Origin of the sequence: Lentzea indica, from assembly GCF_012184385.1 — a bacterium.
GTDB lineage: Bacteria > Actinomycetota > Actinomycetes > Mycobacteriales > Pseudonocardiaceae > Lentzea > Lentzea indica.
Genome location: NZ_VSRL01000202.1, coordinates 1 through 16,173, shown reverse-complemented (window position 1 = coordinate 16,173; position 16,173 = coordinate 1). Strand labels below are relative to the sequence as shown.

Below are 16,173 nucleotides of genomic sequence, written 5' to 3'. Positions count from 1 at the left end.
CACGGCCTGGACCGTGGGCGCCAAGGAGAACACCGGCGACGGCCACCGCGCGGGCCAGCGGGTCGGCGCGGCGTTCGACCTGATGGACGACGCCTGGTGGGGCCCGGCGATCCCGGTACCCGGCTCACCGTACTTCTGCCTCGCCGAACGCACCTTGCCCGGCGGCCTGATGATCAACGCGGCCGGACAGCGGTTCGTCAACGAGGCCGCGCCGTACAGCGACGTCGTCCACGTCATGTACGACAAGAACCCGACTTCGCCGTGCATCCCGGCCTGGTTGGTCGTGGACCAGAACTACCGCAACAGGTACCTGTTCTCCGACGTCGCGCCCACGCTGCCGTTGCCGGACGCCTGGTACCAGGCCGGCGCGGCCGTGAAGAACTGGTCGCTGGACGGGCTGGCGTCCGCGATCGGAGTTCCCGGTGCCGCGCTGAAGGCGACCGTCAGCCGGTTCAACAACCAGGCCTTCACCGGCAGGGACACCGACTTCAAGCGCGGCGACAGCGCCTACGACCACTACTACACCGACCCGGCGGTCGTCCCGAACTCGTGCCTCGCACCGCTGTGGGCGCCACCGTTCTACGCGTTCAAGATCGTGCCGGGCGATCTCGGCACCAAGGGCGGCATGGTCACCGACGCTCGTGCCCGTGTCCTGCGGCCCGACGGCTCGGTGATTCCGGGGTTGTACGCCGCGGGCAACGTCAGCTCGGCCGTGATGGGACGCAGCTACGCCGGAGCGGGGTCGACGATCGGCCCTGCCATGACGTTCGGGTACATCGCGGCCAACGACATCTAGGACCTGCTACTCCCACACGGTGACCTGGCCGGTGATCGTCGTGCCGTCCATCGCGGCGACATCGACCAGGAAGATCCGGCCGGCGGGCGTCTTCCCGCACACCCGGCTGCCGACGATGAGGTTCTCCGCGTCCCTCGTCGCCCGCTTCCCGAGTTCGGCTGCGCACTCGGGCTGACCCGGCACGCCGTCGCCGAGCCACTCCGTCAGCCAATAGCCGTCGTCGCCGTGCAGGCGGTTCGGGGTGAGCGGCCAGACGTTCATGCCGGGTTTGTCCCGTGGTTCCGCGAGGTCCAGGTGGAAGCTGCCGAACTGCAGCGCGCCGCTGAACCGGACACCGGTTCCCGCCGGTGAAGGTGCTGTGGAGACCGTGGTCGTGGGTGCGGGCGTGCCTGCGATCGGGGTGCCGCTGACTGTGCGAGGAGCCTGCCCGACCGGCGCCGGACGGGCGGCGCCGGCTGCTGTCGAGGTGACCGGTGCACCGGCTGCGGAGGGACCTGACGACGTCGTCACGGTCTCCGCGGGTGTCGTTGCGCCGGCGGCCTCTGGCAGCTGCTTCCCCGGCTCGTCCTGCCCCATCAGTCTCACCAACACCAGCGCGGAGGCACTCACGACAGCTGTCGCCAACGCGACCAGGTACCGAAGACGCTTGCTCCGCCGGAGCTTGCGGGGCGTGCCCACGTTGATCTCGATCGACCCGGCCTGGAACGACGTGCCGCGGACATCGCCGTCGATCTCGTTGTCGGTCGACTGGTCGGAGTGTTTCAAGGCTGGCCCCTGCCCCCGGACTGCGGTTGGTTGATACGCAGATCGGTGGCCTGGGGCCAGGTGTTACGGGTACGAACGAATCGGGTTCTAGCGGCCCTTGAACTCCGGCTTGCGCTTCTCGGCGAACGCGCGAGGCCCTTCCTTCGCGTCCTCGCTGCGGAACACCTCCATGCCGAGCCGTGCGTCCACAGTGAACGCCTCGTTCTCGTGCATGGCCTCGGTTTCCCGCATCGTCCGCAGGATCGCCCGCACCGCCAGCGGTCCGTTGGCCGTGATCAGCGCGGCCAGCTCCATCGCCTTGTCCAGCGCCTGACCGTCCGGCACGACGTGGCCGATCAGCCCGATCTCCTTGGCCTCTGCGGCTTTGATGTGCCGCCCGGTCAGCAGCAGATCGGCCGCGACGGTGTACGGGATCTGGCGCGGCAGCCGCACCGCCGACCCGCCGAGCGGGAACAGGCCCCACCGCGCCTCGGAGACGCCGAACCGCGCGCTCTCACCGGCCACGCGGATGTCCGTTGCCTGAAGGATTTCCGTGCCTCCGGCGACCGCGGGTCCTTCCACCGCCGCGATGAGCGGTTTCGTCAATCGACGACCTTTCAGCAGCGGTTCGATGACCGAGAAGTCGAACTTTCCCGCCGATTCGCTGGGGTGGTTGGACGTCATGGCTTTCAGGTCGGCGCCGGCGCAGAACGACCCGCCGGCGCCGGTGAGGATGCAGACCCGCACGTCCGGATCGGTGTCGACGCGGTCCCACGCCTCGCGCATGATCGCCATCATCGGGCCCGACAGGGCGTTGCGGACCTCTGGGCGGTTCATCGTGACGACCAGAACGTTCCCGACCAAGTCCACCAACGCGTGTGGTTCCGTCGTGGTCGTCATTCGCGCGCCTCCTGGATCGAGTCTGACCGCACGGGGGATTGTCCAGAACAGTAACACGTTCTACTTTGCCTACCATGGCCCTCAACGTCGCAGACCTCGTTGAACACGCCGCTGACACCGTGCCCGACCGGACCGCCCTCGTGTGCGGCGACCGGCGGGTCACCTACGCCGAACTTGAGGCGCGAGCCAACAAACTGGCTCATCACCTGGCAAAGAACGGCGTGACACAGGGTGCGCACGTCGGGCTCTACGCGCGCAACTCCATCGAGCTCGTCGAGGCCATGCTCGCGGTCTACAAGCTGCGTGCGGTGGCCATCAACGTGAACTACCGCTACACCAAGAACGAGTTGCAGTACTTGTTCGGTGAAGCGGATCTGGTCGCGCTCGTACACGAACGGCGGTACGCGCCGTTGGTCGCGGAGGTCGGTGCTCCTGGGCACACCGTCGTGATCGACGACGAGTCCGAGGAGGACTTCGCCGGCGCCGACTACGAAACGGCACTCGCGGAAGAGTCGGGGGAACGGGACTTCGGCCCGCGCAGCCCCGACGACCTCTACATCCTCTTCACCGGCGGCACGACCGGCATGCCGAAGGGCGTGATGTGGCGCCACGAGGACGTGTGGCGCACGCTCGGCGGCGGCATCGACTTCGTGACCGGCGAACGGCTCACCGACGAGTGGCAGCAGGCCAGGTCCGGCAAGGACTACGGGCTGGTCCGGCTGTGCATGCCGCCGCTGATCCACGGCGCGGCGCAGTGGGCCGTGCTCGGCGCGTTGTTCTGCGGCAGCACGGTGGTGCTGGTGCCGAAGTTCGACCCCGCCGAGATCTGGCGGGTGATCGAAAGGGAGAAGGTCCAGGTCGCCGTGATCACCGGGGACGCCATGGGCCGGCCGCTGATCGAGGAGTTCCAGCGCGGCGAGTACGACGGCTCGTCGCTGTTCATCATCAACAGCAGCGCCGCGTTGTTCTCCTACACCGTGAAGAAGCAGTACCAGGAGCTTCTCCCGCACACGACGCTGCTGGAGTCGATCGGGTCGAGCGAGACCGGGTCCACGGGCATCGGCGCGGTGCCCAAGGAGATCGTGAAGACCGACGGCACGAAGGTGAAGCTCAACGAGGACACCATCGTCATCGACGACGACGGCAACAAGCTCGAACCGGTGCCCGGCGTCATCGGCAAGCTGGCGCGCGGCGGGCACATCCCGCTCGGCTACTACAAGGACCCCGAGAAGACCGCGCGGATGTTCGTCGAGGTCGACGGCAAGCGGTTCACGGTGCCCGGCGACTACGCGCGGTTCGAGGAGGACGGCGACGTCACGTTGCTGGGGCGCGGCAACACCTGCGTCAACACCGGCGGCGAGAAGGTGTTTCCCGAGGAGGTCGAGGCGGCGCTGAAGTCGCACCCCGACGTGTTCGACGCGCTCGTCATCGGCGTGCCGGACGACCTGCTCGGCCAGCGCGTCGGCGCTCTGGTCCAGCCGCGCGAGGGAACCACCCCGCAACTGTCCGAACTGGACGCCCACGTGCGCGAGACGCTCGCGGGCTACAAGGTGCCGCGGTCGCTGTGGCTGGTCGACGAGATCGGCCGTACCCCGAGCGGCAAACCCGACTACCAGTGGGCTCGCCGCCACGTGGAGGAACATGCGCACCAGCCTGTGTGACGAGCTCGGCATCGAGCACCCGATCTTCGGCTTCACGCCGTCCGAGCACGTGGCGGCGGCGATCAGCCGGGCCGGTGGTCTCGGGGTGCTGGGGTGCGTGCGGTTCAACGACGCGGAGGACCTCGACCGTGCGTTGACGTGGATGGACGAGAACACCGACGGCAAACCGTACGGGGTCGACATCGTGATGCCCGCCAAGGTTCCGACCGAGGGCACGCAGGTCGATCTCGCCGGGCTCATCCCGCAGAGCCACAAGGAGTTCGTGCAGCAGACCCTGCTGAAGCTCGGCGTGCCGCCGCTGCCGGAGGGCGAGGGCGGCGAGGGCGTGCTCGGCTGGCTGCACTCGGTGGCGCGGTCGCACGTCGACATCGCGCTGGAGCATCCGATCCGGCTCATCGCCAACGCACTGGGCTCGCCGCCCGCCGACGTCATCGAGAGGGTGCACGCGGCAGGTGTTCCGGTCGCCGCGCTCGCGGGCAAGGCCGAGCACGCCCGCCGGCACGTGGCCAACGGCGTCGACATCGTGGTGGCGCAAGGCTACGAGGCGGGCGGGCACACCGGTGAGGTCGCCACGATGGTGCTGGTGCCGGAGATCGTCGACGCGGTCGACGTTCCGGTGCTCGCCGCGGGTGGCATCGGCTCCGGACGCCAGGCCGCCGCGGCGATGGCGCTCGGTGCGTCCGGGGTGTGGATGGGCTCCTATTGGCTGACCACGGCCGAGTACACGCAGAGTCCCTTGACCCAGAAGGCGTTGCTCGCGGCCAGTTCGAGCGACACCGTCCGCACCCGGATCTACACCGGGAAACCGGCCAGGTTGCTGAAGACCAGGTGGACCGAGGCGTGGGCCGAGCCCGGTGCACCGGAGCCGCTGCCGATGCCGTTGCAGAACCTGTTGGTCAGCGAGGCGCACCTGCGCATCGCCCGCTCCGACGACCCGTCCGTGGTGTCGATGCCGGTCGGGCAGGTCGTCGGGCGGATGAACGAGGTGCGCCCGGTCGCGGACGTGATGGCGGGGCTGCTCCGGGAGTTCGACGAGACCGTCGAACGGCTCACCAAGCTGCGCTGAGTTTCAGGAGCTGGGCGGTCGCACCGCCCAGCTCGAACTCGCAGCGCTTGGCCGCGGTGAAGTAGCGGTGCACCTCGTGGCTCATGTCGATGCCCGTACCGCCGTGGACGTGGACGGCGGTGTGCGCCACGCGGTGCCCGGCGTCGGCGGCCCAGAACTTCGCGGTCGCCACCTCCTCGGCCGCGTCGAGGCCTTCTGCGAGCCTCCATGCGGCCTGCCACAGCGTCAAACGGATCGCCGCGACGTCGATGTACGCATCAGCGAGCCGTTGCGCCACGGCCTGGAAGCTGCCGATCGGCCGGTCGAACTGCACGCGGGTCCGCGCGTACTCGGCCGTCAGCTCCAACGCGCGTTCGGTGACGCCGAGCTGGAATGCGCACAGCCCGAGCGTGTATCGCGTGATGAGCCAGTCCGGGGTGAGGCCGGGGACCACCTCTCCCGCGCCGGAGAACTCGAACCACCCCGCCTCGGAACCGTCGACCAGTTCCTGCGCCGAGATGTCGAGCTGATCGGGTTCGACCAGGAACACCTGCTCACCGTGTGACACCAAGAACGCCGCTGCCGTACGAGCGAACGGCACCGTTGTCTTGGCACCGTCGGAGTCGACCAGTGCCACGGACAGCACGATTCCCGCAGTCAGCCAGCGAGAACGTTGTTCGGGCGTACCGAACTCAGCCAGCGCGGAGGACGCGACCACTGTCGGCAGGTAGGGCACATCAGCGACCGCACGGCCGAGCTCGACCAGCACCGAGCACTGTTCCAGCACACCGAACTCGTCCGGCTGTTCGGGCACGACACCCGACTTGACCAGATCGAGCCACGGCGTGTCCGACGAGTCGAGGATCTTGCGGGTCAACGCGGCCAGCTCGCGTTGCGCCTCGGTCAGCGTGAAGTCCACGGAGTCTCCTTACCGAGGTACGGCGGGCAGCCCGAGGCCGGCCCGCGCGATGATGTCCCGCTGGATCTCGTTGGTGCCGCCGCCGAACGTCAGGATCAGCGACGAGCGGTGCATGCGTTCCACCCGGCCGTGCAACAACGCTCCCGGTGACCGGCGCGCACGATTCCGTTGGCGCCCAGCACCTCCATCAGCAGCCGGTAGCCCTCGGTGGCGAACTCGGTGCCGAACACCTTGGTGGCGGAGGCAACCGCGGGCGACGGTGCTTCGTCACCGCCGGACGCGATCCGCCAGTTGATCAGCTTGAGGAACTCGGTCTTGGCGTGCACGCGAGCCAGGTGCAGACGCACCCATTCGTGCTTGATGGCACCGGTTTCGTGCGCCCATTGACGAACCTCGCGCAGTGCGGTCTGCATCGGCGCGGCCGAACACAACGCGACGCGCTCGTGGTTGAGCTGGTTGGTGATGAGCTTCCAGCCCTTGTGCTCCTCGCCGATGAGGTTCGCCGCCGGCACGCGCACGTTGTCGTAGAAGGTGGCGCTCGTGGTCGGCCCTGACATCGTCGGTACGGGCGTCCAGGAGAAGCCGGGGGCGGTGGTCGGCACGATGATGATGCTCAAACCCCTGTGCCGCTGCGATTCCGGGTCGGTGCGGCAGGCCAGCCAGACGTAGTCCGCGTACTGGATGAGGCTGGTCCACATCTTCTGGCCGTTGATCACGTAGTCGTCGCCGTCACGGACGGCCCGAGTGCGCAACCCAGCCAGGTCGGTGCCCGCCTCCGGTTCCGAGTACCCGATGGCGAAGTGGATCTCCCCGGAAGCGATCTTCGGCAGGTAGAACGCCTTTTGCTCGGGCGTGCCGTACGCCATGATCGTCGGCCCGATCGAGTTCAGCGTCAGGAACGGCACCGGCGCACCGGCCGCGGACGCCTCGTCGAGGAAGATCAGCTGCTCGATCATCGGACGGTCGCGGCCGCCGTACTCCTCCGGCCAGCCGATGGTGAGCCAGCCGTCGAGCCCCATCCGGCGGACGGTGTCCTTGTACACCTCGGCATCGCCGTAGTCGCTGCCTCCGGCGAGTGCGGCCCGGCGTTCCGGCGTCATGAGCGCGGCGAAGTACGCCCGCAACTCCTGGCGCAGCTGCTCCTGCTCGGGCGTGAAACCGATGCGCATGAGCGCTACTCTAGAACAAGTTCTACTTGATGTCAGGAGGCTGCGATGAAGGTCGGCGTCGACCCTTCGCTGTGTGAGGCGCACGGTGAGTGCATGTCAATCCTGCCTGAGGTGTTTGACCTTGACGACGAAGAGGTTCTGCAGATCCGGGATGGTGAGCTGGCCGAGGACGAGCAGGAGCGGGCCGAACGCGCCGTCGCGTCCTGCCCGAAGGGCGCGCTGCACCTCTCACGCTGATGGACCTTGTCACGAACAGGAACAGATTCTAGTGTGCGACGGGTACCTCAGCCGTGAGCTCAGCGAGGAGTGATACCGGTGAAGGCTGCCGTGCTCAACCAGGTAGGCGACGACAAGCTCGAGCTCCGCGACGACGTGACGACGACCGCGCCGGGGCCTCAGGAAGTCCGCATCAAGATCAAGGCGTGCGGGGTGTGCCACAGCGATCTGTCCGCCATGGACGGAACGCTGCCCGCGCTCGTGCCCGGTGTCGTCGGCCACGAGGGTGCCGGTGAGATCGTCGAGGTGGGCAGTGCCGTGACATCGCTCGCGGTCGGTGACCACGTGGCGATCACGTTCGTGCCGCCGTGCGGGAAGTGTGCTCAGTGCGTGACCGGCCAGTCCCATCTGTGCCTCGTGCACACGCTGGCGGCGTTCACGACACCGCGATTCGTCGTCGGCGGCAACCCGGCGTTCGGTTACGCGGGCCTCGGCGCGTTCGCCGAGGAGATGGTCGTACCCACGGACGCCGCGATGAAGGTCGACAACGACGTGCCGTGGGACATCGCGGCAATGCTGTCCTGCGGCGTGCTGACCGGCGTCGGCGCCGTGCTCAACACCGCGAAGGTCGAACCGGGCGCGAGCGTCGCGGTGCTCGGCTGCGGCGGCGTCGGCATCTCGGTGATCCAGGGCGCGCGGCTCGCTGCCGCCGCGCGGATCGTCGCGGTGGACCCGATCGTCGAGAAACACGAGGTGGCGCAACGGTTCGGCGCGACCCACGCGACGACACCGGACGGCGTCGCCGATCTCAACAACCAGCTCAACGGCGGCATGGGCTTCGACTACGTGTTCGACGTGGTCGGCCTGGCCGCGACGATCCGTCAAGCTTGGGACCTGACCCGGCGCGGCGGCCACACGGTCGTCGTCGGCGCGGGACGGGCGGACGCGATGGTCTCGTTCAGTGCCCAGGAACTGTTCCTGCACGACAAGACCTTGCACGGGTCGTTCTACGGGACGGCGAACTTCCGCCGGGACGTGCCGCGCATGCTGGCGCTGTGGCGGGAAGGCCGTCTCGACCTCGAAGGCATGATCAGCAAGCGGATCCGCCTCGAGGACGTCAACGAGGGCCTGCAGGCGTTGCGCGGCGGAGGATCCCTGATCCGTCAGGTCATTCTGTTCGATTAGGAGTCTGAAGTGGACCTTGCGGGGAAGGTCGCCGTCGTCACCGGCGCTGGTGCCGGACTCGGCCGTGCGGAGGCACTGGAACTGGCTCGTGCCGGTGCTTCCCTCGTGCTCAACGACCTGCCGGGCTCGGCAGCCGCCGTTGCGGCCGAGATCGAGGAGCTGGGTGCGAAATGCGTCGTGGTCGAAGGTGACGTGGGGGAGCGGAGCACCGCTGACGCCCTCGTCGCCGCGGCTGTCGAGGAGTTCGGCGGACTGCACGTCGTCGTGAACAACGCCGGCGTGCTCCGCGACCGCATGCTGTTCAACATGTCCGACGAGGACTGGGATCTGGTCGTGCGGGTGCACCTGCGTGGCCACTTCCTGTTGTCGCGCAACGCGGCCTCTTACTGGCGCGGGCAGTCCAAACAGGCGGACGCACCGGTCTACGGGCGGATCGTGAACACCTCGTCCGAGGCGTTCCTGCTCGGTTCGGAAGGCCAGGCCAACTACGCGGCGGCGAAGGCGGGCATCGCCGCGCTGACGGTCGCGACCGCGCGCGGCACGTCCCGCTACGGCGTCCGCGCCAACGCGATCTGCCCACGTGCTCGCACCGGTATGACCGCGCACGTGTTCGGCGATGCGCCAGACGGCGATGACTCGCTGGCACCCGAGCACGTCGCGAAGTTCGTGGCGTACCTGGCGGGACCGTCCGGCGACCGGATCAACGGCCAGGTCTTCGTCGTGCACGGCGGCATGGTCGCGCTGATGGCGCCACCGACCGTGGAACAGAAGTTCGGCGCCCTGAGCGATCTCGACGGCTACTTCGCCGACCGCGATCCACAAAGGACTTTCTCCTGTACCGAAACGATGAGTCTTTGAAAGACGCTGCCCTGTAGGAGGAGCTGTGACGCTCACCGTGCAACCGCACCGCGAGACGCTGGGCCTGAAGGACGGCCGGCTCCTCATCGGAGGCGAGTTCCGCGAGACGGAAGAGACCTGGACGCACCACCACCCGGCGACCGGCGAGGAGATCGGCAGCTTCGCCGTCGCGTCGGTGCAGGACGTCGACGCCGCGGTGCGCGCCGCTCGCAAGGCCTTCGACGAGGGACCGTGGCCCCGCAGCCGTGCGGGCGAGCGCATCAAGATCCTGCGCAAGTACGGCGACCTCCTGCGCGAGCACTCTGACGAACTGCGCGGCCTGCAGGCGCTGGACAACGGCGTACCGCTGACGTTCGGCCAGATCTACGCCACCTCGGTCGGCATCGCGGCGGACATCTTCGACCACCACGCCGGCTGGATCGACAAGGTCGGCGGCCAGACCCTGCCGCCGTACCAGGGCGGTGACCACCTGGCGATGACGTTCCGCGAACCGGTCGGCGTGGTCGCGGCGATCCTGCCGTGGAACGCGCCGTTCGTGCTGTTCGCCCAGAAACTCGCGCCCGCACTGGCCGCGGGCTGCACGGTCGTCGTGAAGCCGTCGGAGTACGCGTCGTTCTGCGTGATCCGCATGGTCGAGCTGTTGATCGAGGCTGGACTCCCCGACGGCGTCGTCAACCTCGTCACAGGACCCGGCGACCCGACCGGCGAAGCCCTGATCACCCACCCGATGGTCGACAAGATCAGCTTCACCGGCAGCCGCGGCGTCGGGCGCCGCATCGTCGAGGCCTCTGCCGGCACGATGAAGCGCGTTTCCCTCGAGCTGGGCGGAAAGTCGCCGGCGCTCGTGTTCTCTGACGCCCCCAATGTCGGCCTGGCGGCGATGACCTGCATGGGCATGGTCACGATGGGCCTGTCCGGCCAGGCCTGCGTGGCGCACACGCGGGCGTTGGTCGCACGGGACATCCAGGACGAGTTCGTCGCGACCGCGTCGATGCTCGCGGGCGCGGTGACGTTCGGCGACCCGTTCGACCCCGCGGTGCTGGCCAGCCCCCTGATCAACCAGAAGCAGCTCGACCGCGTGCTCGGCTACATCGAGCGCGGCCAGGAAGACGGCGCTCGCCTGGTCACCGGTGGCACCAGGCTCGAAGGCGACCTCGCGTCCGGGAACTTCGTCGCACCGACGATCTTCGCCGATGCCACCAACGACATGGCCATCGCGCGCGAGGAGATCTTCGGCCCTGTGCTGACGGTCGTTCCGTTCGACGACGAAGATGAGGCAGTCCGCATCGCCAACGACACCGAGTACGGCCTGGGCGCCGGCGTCTACACGAGCGACGTCCGCCGCGCGTTCCGCGTCTCGAAGGCGTTGCGCGTCGGAATGGTCGGCATCAACGGGTTCCAGCTCGAACCGCACCTGCCGTTCGGTGGCTTCAAGCAGTCCGGTCTCGGACGCGAGGGTGGCCAGAGCGCCTACGAGGCCTACACCGAGCTCAAGACCGTGATGATGCCGCTGACCGACGAGATGATGTAGATGCGGCTGTCGGGAAAAGTCGCCCTGATCACCGGCGCGGCGCGTGGTCAGGGCGCGGCCGCGGCGCGCCGGTTCGTCGCCGAGGGCGCTCGGGTGATGCTCACCGACGTCCTCGACGACCAGGGCAAGGAGCTCGCGGCCGAACTGGGCGCGGAGTACTGCCACCTGGACGTGTCGTCGGAGGACGAGTGGGCAGAGGCCGTCGCGTTCACGGTGCAGACGTTCGGCGACATCACGGTTCTCGTGAACAACGCGGGCATTCTGCACTTCTCGGCGCTCGCCGACACGACGCTCGCCGACTACCAGCGGGTGATCGGCATCAACCAGGTCGGCACGTTCCTCGGCATGCGCGCGGTGGTCGGGTCGATGACGAAGGCAGGCGGCGGCTCGATCGTGAACGTGTCGTCGGTCGAGGGCATGGCCGGAATGCCTTATCTCGTCGCGTACACGGCCAGCAAGTTCGCGATTCGCGGGATGACGAAGGTCGCGGCGATGGAACTGGGCCAGCACGGCATCCGGGTCAACTCGGTGCATCCCGGCGCGATCGACACCCCGATGGTCAGCGAGACACTGGGTCGGCAGGTCGACATCTCGCCGATCGGCAAGAAGGTGGCGCTGCGCAGGGTGGGGCAGCCGGAGGACGTCGCGAACGTCGTTCTTTTCCTTGCCAGCGACGAAAGTGCGTACTGCACCGGCGCGGAGTTCGCGGTGGACGGAGGGGCGACCGCGACGCACGCGCTGAGCTGAGGCCGTATGAGCACACCATTCGTTCGTGAGCTCCAATGTGCAACCCTGGAGGTGACCTCGACGTCTCCATGATCGAGAGGTCATACCTGGGGAGCTACATGAAAACTTTATTGGTCACAGTTGCACTGTTGATCGGACTGGCACCTGCCGCTGTCGCCGCGGAAGAGGCGCAGACGCCCGTCCTGTCCTGGCAGGACTGTCAGGACGGTTTCCAATGCTCGACCGCAAAGGTTCCGCTCGACCACGACCATCCGACCGGCACGAAGATCGACCTGGCGATGATCAGGTTGCCCGCGACCGATCCTTCGAAGCGGATCGGCTCGCTGTTCGTGAACTTCGGCGGGCCGGGCGCGTCCGGTGTCGACCGGCTGCGGGCGCGCGGCAAGTGGGAGTGGCTGTTCTCGCCTGAGCTGCGGGCGAGGTTCGACGTGGTGTCGTGGGATCAGCGCGGCATCGGCCGTTCGGCGACGGTTCGATGCTTCGACAGCGTCGAGGAGCAGCAGCAGTTCCTGAACTCCATCCCGGTCTACCCGGACACCGCGGCGCAGGAGCCCGCCTTCTACGAGGGCTACCGGGAGTTCGTGCGTCGCTGCGAGGCGAAGTCCGGCGACCTGCTGGACCACGTGTCGTCCGCGAACACGGCTCGTGATCTGGACCTGCTGCGCAAGGCCGTCGGCGACAAGAAGCTGACGTACCACGGCATCTCGTACGGCACGCACCTCGGCGCGATCTACGCGAACATGTTCCCGGACAAGGTTCGCGCGCTCGCGTTCGACGGCGCGCTCGACTTCATCGGCAACGCCACCGGGCACGGCAACCAGGGCACGACCGTGCCGCTGGACACGCGCCAGGACGTGCCGCGCGGTGTCGCCGAGACGTTCGACCAGTTCCTGAAGTTGTGCGCGGCTCCGGGTGCGAAGTGCGCGTTCGCGGGCGGCGACCTGCGTCAGAAGTGGGCGGACCTGGTGGCGAAGGTGACGGCTTCCCCTGTCACCACACCGGACGGCCGGTTCGACCGGGTCTCGCTGATCAGCACCGTCTGGGACGCGCTGGCGCAGCCGGAAAACTGGCAGGACACCGCCCGGATCCTGCAGGGGGTCTGGGAGGCGCCGGCTTCGTTGCGTGCAGCCTCGGCCGACTACATCGCCAACCGGTTCGAGGCGTTCAACGCGATCCAGTGCACGGACAGCGACTTCCCGCGCGACCCGGCCGTGTACTCGAAGTATGGCAAGAGCGAGGACGAGCGCGTGCCGTACTGGGGCCGTGCCGTGGTGTTCGACATGATGGCCTGCGCGTTCTGGCAGGGCCGTGACGACGACCGCTACACCGGCCCGTGGAACCGCTGGACGTCGGCGCCGATCCTGTTCATCAACAGCAGGTACGACCCGTCGACGCCGTTGCACGGTGCTCGCGACGGTGCGGCGGAGATGGCCCGCACCGGGTTCCTGACCGTTGAGGGTTACGGGCACACCTCCATGTACGTGCGCAGCGCGTGCGCGGAGAAGGTGAAGCGGGAGTACCTCTTCACCGGTGTCCTGCCTGCGCAGAAGACGTGCGGCATCGACAAGTCGCCGTTCGTCTGAGTGTCCCGGCTGAGGGGCCACCGCTGGTGGGGCCCCTCTTGCTTTGCCTGCTTCACGATGGCTACGGTAAGGAAACTGAACCAGTAAGAAAAGTGAACCATGAGGGACCGTGCTGGCTTCCGCGCGGACAGTGGCCGACCTGGCTCGCGAGGTCGCGCCCGAGACGGAGGCGGGCCGCGCGCTCGCGCCAGGGCTGCTGGACGCGATCCTGGACGCGGGCCTTTTCCGCATGGGTGTCCCGAGTTCACTGGGTGGGCCGGAATGCTCGCCGGCGTTGACGTTGGCGGTGGCCGAGACGATCGCCCGTGGTGATGCTTCCGCCGGGTGGTGCGTGTCGATCGCGGCGACGAGCGGACTGCTCGCCGCCTACCTGCCCGCTGAGGGCGCGCAGGAGGTGTTCGGGGACGCTCGATCGGTGGCTGCCGGTGTGTGGGCGCCGAAGGGACGTGGTGTCGCTGCCGACGGCGGCGTTGTGGTGTCGGGGCAGTGGTCGTTCTGCTCAGGGATCGGGCACGCCGACTGGTTGTTCGCCGGGTTCGTCCACTCGTCCGGGGTGCTGAAGGTCGCCGCGTTGCCCAAGTCGTCGCTGGAGGTGCTCGACACCTGGCACACGACGGGGTTGCGCGGCACGGGAAGCCACGACTCGGTGGCACGGGACGTCTTCGTCCCTGATCATCGCGTTCTGTCCGTTGTGGACGGACCGTTGGGTGGCGGTGCCCTGTACCGGTTTCCGGTGTTCGGGTTCTTCGCGCTGTCGGTGGCAGCGGCGGCGATGGGCAACGCGTTCGGCGCGCTGGACGACTTCATCGCGCTGGCCGCTCACCGCAGTCCGTTCGGGTCCCGTCGCACGCTCGCGGAACGTTCGTCGACCCAGGCCGCTGTGGCTGAGGCCGAGGCGTCGCTGAGGGCTGCTCGGGCGTTCTTCTACGAGGCTGTCTCGGAGGCGTGGGAGGCAGCGCAGGGAGCCGAGCCCGTGCCGGTGGCCACGCGGACAGCCGTGCGGTTGGCCGCGACGCACGCGACTCGGACGGCGCAGCAGGTCGTCGCGAACCTCTACGACCTGGCGGGTGGTGGCGCGATCTACGACGGGGCCGCGATTCAGCGGCGGTTCCGTGACGCGCACACGGCGTCGGCTCACTTCCAGGTCAACGCGGCCTCGTACGAGCTGCCGGGCAAGGTGCTGCTCGGTGTGCCCGCCCAGACGGAGCAGCTGTGACCTCGGTTGGCGTGGTGACGCCGTTCTGGCTTGATCGGCCGCCGTCGGAGGCGCTCGACATCGCCGTGACGGCCGACGAAGCCGGGTTCGGCACGCTGTGGATCGGCGAGATGGCGACGTTCGACGCGTTCGCACTGGCCACGGCCGTCGGTCTGCGGACCTCCTGCATCTCGTTGAAGATCGGCCCGCTCGCGGCGGGAGTGCGGAGCCCGGTGGCGCTCGCGCTGGGACTGTCCACAGTGGTCGCGACGACCGGGCGGCCCGCGGGCCTGGCCCTCGGCGCTTCGAGTCCGCGGATCGTGACGGAGTGGCACGGGCGGCCTTGGGAACCTGTGCGCCGGATGCGGCGGACGGTCCGCGACACGCGGGCGATCCTGAACGGCGACCGCGTGGACGGATTCCGTTTGCAGCAACCCGTTCCCGGTACGACGATCTCCGTCGCGGCGTTCGGACCGGCCATGATGCGTGTCGCCTCGCAGGTGGGGGACGAGGTGGTGCTGAATCTCGTCAGCGCCGACCACGTCACGACCGTGAGCAAGGCGCTCCACGGGCCGGACGGCGTTCCCACTCCACCCGTCGCCGTCTGGATCCCCACCGCCCTCGATCCCGGCCCTGACACACTCCGGCAGCTCCGTTCGCAGCTGGCCGTCTACCTGTCCCCACCCGGTTACGGCGAGATGTTCACGGCCCTCGGCCACGGTGATCTCGTTGCCCGCGCCCGAGCCGGGGCACCGCGTTCCGAACTGGCACAGGACATCCCGCTGTCGTTGATCGAAGCCGTCGGCGCGATCGGCTCGGCGGACGACATCGCCCGCCGCGTGGACGAGTACTTCGCGGCGGGTGCCGGCCACGTCGGCCTGGTGCCCGCGACCGCGGAGGACCCGGCGGGCCGGCGCCTGCTGACCACGCTCTCCCCATTGCTGACGAAGGGCCGCCGATGATCGACTCCGACGCCCTCGACCGCCGGTTCCGCGGCGAGTCCGTCGGGCGCGCCCTGGACCTCGTGGGGGAGCGGTGGACGTTGCTGATCCTGCGCGAGGCCTTCTTCGGTGTCCGCCGGTACGGCCAGTTCGTCCGCAACCTCAACGTCCCGCGCCCGACCCTGTCCGCCAGGCTGAAGACCCTCGTCGACGCCGGGCTGCTGCAGCGCGTGCCGTACGCGGAGGACCGCGACGAGTACCGCCTCACACAGGCGGGCCTGGAGCTGTTCCCCGCCATCGTGGTCCTGATGAAGTGGGGCGACGACCACGTGCCGGATCCCGACGGCCCGCCGATCGTGCTCGAGCACAGCACGTGCGGGAAGGCGGCCGACGCGTACCTCGCGTGCCGTTGCTGCGGTGAGGAGATCACCGCGCACAACGTGAAGGCTTACCCCGGGCCACAGGCATGACCTAGCTTGGGTTCATGGTGAGCACGCCGAACCCGCTGACACAGGTGTCGCTCGAACGGTTGCGGCAGCGCACGAGCGTGAAGTGGCGCCAGTACCCGGAGGACGTCCTGCCGCTGTGGGTGGCCGAGATGGACGTGCCGCTCGCGGAACCGGTCGCGCGGGCGATCACCGAGGCGGTGGCGCTCGGCGACACCGGCTATCCCGCCGGAACCG

Annotated in this window: 15 protein-coding genes and 2 pseudogenes; 13 read left to right on the top strand and 4 right to left on the bottom strand. The window is 68.5% G+C overall.

Annotated elements, in window-relative coordinates; genetic code table 11:
* A partial coding sequence (locus FXN61_RS36605; protein ID WP_167978516.1) for an FAD-binding protein occupies window positions 1–796 on the top strand: 796 nt, incomplete at its 5' end.
* Window positions 797–802: 6 nt separating this feature from the next.
* Here FXN61_RS36605 and FXN61_RS36600 read toward each other — a convergent pair.
* Entirely contained in the window at window positions 803–1,561 is a 759-nt protein-coding gene (locus FXN61_RS36600) for a hypothetical protein (protein ID WP_167978515.1), read from the bottom strand.
* Between the two features lie 87 nt (window positions 1,562–1,648).
* Window positions 1,649–2,440, bottom strand: coding sequence for a crotonase/enoyl-CoA hydratase family protein (locus tag FXN61_RS36595; RefSeq protein ID WP_167978514.1), 792 nt, complete (start codon window positions 2,438–2,440; stop codon window positions 1,649–1,651).
* A gap of 74 nt (window positions 2,441–2,514) precedes the next feature.
* Between FXN61_RS36595 and FXN61_RS36590 the strand changes: the two genes are divergently transcribed.
* Both FXN61_RS36590 and FXN61_RS36585 read left to right on the top strand, forming a co-directional pair.
* Complete coding sequence (locus FXN61_RS36590) at window positions 2,515–4,101, top strand: acyl-CoA synthetase (protein ID WP_167978513.1); 1,587 nt, start codon at window positions 2,515–2,517, stop codon at window positions 4,099–4,101.
* Window positions 4,082–5,167, top strand: a complete 1,086-nt coding sequence (locus FXN61_RS36585; protein ID WP_167978512.1) for an NAD(P)H-dependent flavin oxidoreductase — start codon at window positions 4,082–4,084, stop codon at window positions 5,165–5,167. The genes FXN61_RS36590 and FXN61_RS36585 overlap by 20 nt, the downstream gene beginning before the upstream one ends.
* Here FXN61_RS36585 and FXN61_RS36580 read toward each other — a convergent pair.
* Window positions 5,151–6,065 carry an acyl-CoA dehydrogenase family protein gene (locus tag FXN61_RS36580; RefSeq protein ID WP_167978511.1) on the bottom strand — a complete coding sequence of 305 codons (915 nt, stop codon included), beginning with the start codon at window positions 6,063–6,065 and terminating at the stop codon, window positions 5,151–5,153. The two genes, FXN61_RS36585 and FXN61_RS36580, sit on opposite strands and share 17 nt — an antisense overlap.
* Before the next feature lie 9 nt (window positions 6,066–6,074).
* Window positions 6,075–7,234: pseudogene (locus tag FXN61_RS36575) on the bottom strand (acyl-CoA dehydrogenase family protein).
* 45 nt (window positions 7,235–7,279) lie between these two features.
* Here FXN61_RS36575 and FXN61_RS36570 point away from each other — a divergent pair.
* From FXN61_RS36570 to FXN61_RS36525, 10 genes and pseudogenes are all read left to right on the top strand, one after another.
* Complete coding sequence (locus tag FXN61_RS36570; RefSeq protein ID WP_167978510.1) at window positions 7,280–7,471, top strand: ferredoxin; 192 nt, start codon at window positions 7,280–7,282, stop codon at window positions 7,469–7,471.
* 78 nt (window positions 7,472–7,549) lie between these two features.
* Window positions 7,550–8,635 (top strand): Zn-dependent alcohol dehydrogenase, encoded by a 1,086-nt coding sequence (locus FXN61_RS55885; protein WP_167978509.1) that lies wholly within the window; start codon window positions 7,550–7,552, stop codon window positions 8,633–8,635.
* A 9-nt stretch (window positions 8,636–8,644) separates the two neighbouring features.
* Window positions 8,645–9,493, top strand: coding sequence for a 3-oxoacyl-ACP reductase (locus tag FXN61_RS36560; protein WP_167978508.1), 849 nt, complete (start codon window positions 8,645–8,647; stop codon window positions 9,491–9,493).
* A 25-nt stretch (window positions 9,494–9,518) separates the two neighbouring features.
* Window positions 9,519–11,024 carry an aldehyde dehydrogenase family protein gene (locus FXN61_RS36555; RefSeq protein ID WP_167978507.1) on the top strand — a complete coding sequence of 502 codons (1,506 nt, stop codon included), beginning with the start codon at window positions 9,519–9,521 and terminating at the stop codon, window positions 11,022–11,024.
* Window positions 11,025–11,771: a glucose 1-dehydrogenase gene (locus FXN61_RS36550; protein ID WP_167978506.1), complete on the top strand. Its 747-nt coding sequence runs from the start codon at window positions 11,025–11,027 to the stop codon at window positions 11,769–11,771. It abuts the gene before it with no gap.
* 128 nt (window positions 11,772–11,899) lie between these two features.
* Window positions 11,900–13,354 (top strand): alpha/beta hydrolase, encoded by a 1,455-nt coding sequence (locus tag FXN61_RS36545; protein WP_246292446.1) that lies wholly within the window; start codon window positions 11,900–11,902, stop codon window positions 13,352–13,354.
* Between the two features lie 109 nt (window positions 13,355–13,463).
* Window positions 13,464–14,570, top strand: a complete 1,107-nt coding sequence (locus FXN61_RS36540) for an acyl-CoA dehydrogenase family protein (protein WP_167978504.1) — start codon at window positions 13,464–13,466, stop codon at window positions 14,568–14,570.
* The gene (locus tag FXN61_RS36535; RefSeq protein WP_167978503.1) at window positions 14,567–15,511 is read left to right on the top strand and encodes an LLM class F420-dependent oxidoreductase; all 945 of its coding nucleotides are present in this window, start codon (window positions 14,567–14,569) and stop codon (window positions 15,509–15,511) included. The genes FXN61_RS36540 and FXN61_RS36535 overlap by 4 nt, the downstream gene beginning before the upstream one ends.
* On the top strand, window positions 15,508–15,960 hold the full coding sequence (locus FXN61_RS36530; RefSeq protein WP_167978502.1) for a winged helix-turn-helix transcriptional regulator: 453 nt from the start codon (window positions 15,508–15,510) through the stop codon (window positions 15,958–15,960). The genes FXN61_RS36535 and FXN61_RS36530 overlap by 4 nt, the downstream gene beginning before the upstream one ends.
* A gap of 14 nt (window positions 15,961–15,974) precedes the next feature.
* Window positions 15,975–16,173 (top strand): annotated as a pseudogene (locus FXN61_RS36525) (pyridoxal phosphate-dependent aminotransferase); the annotation flags it as partial.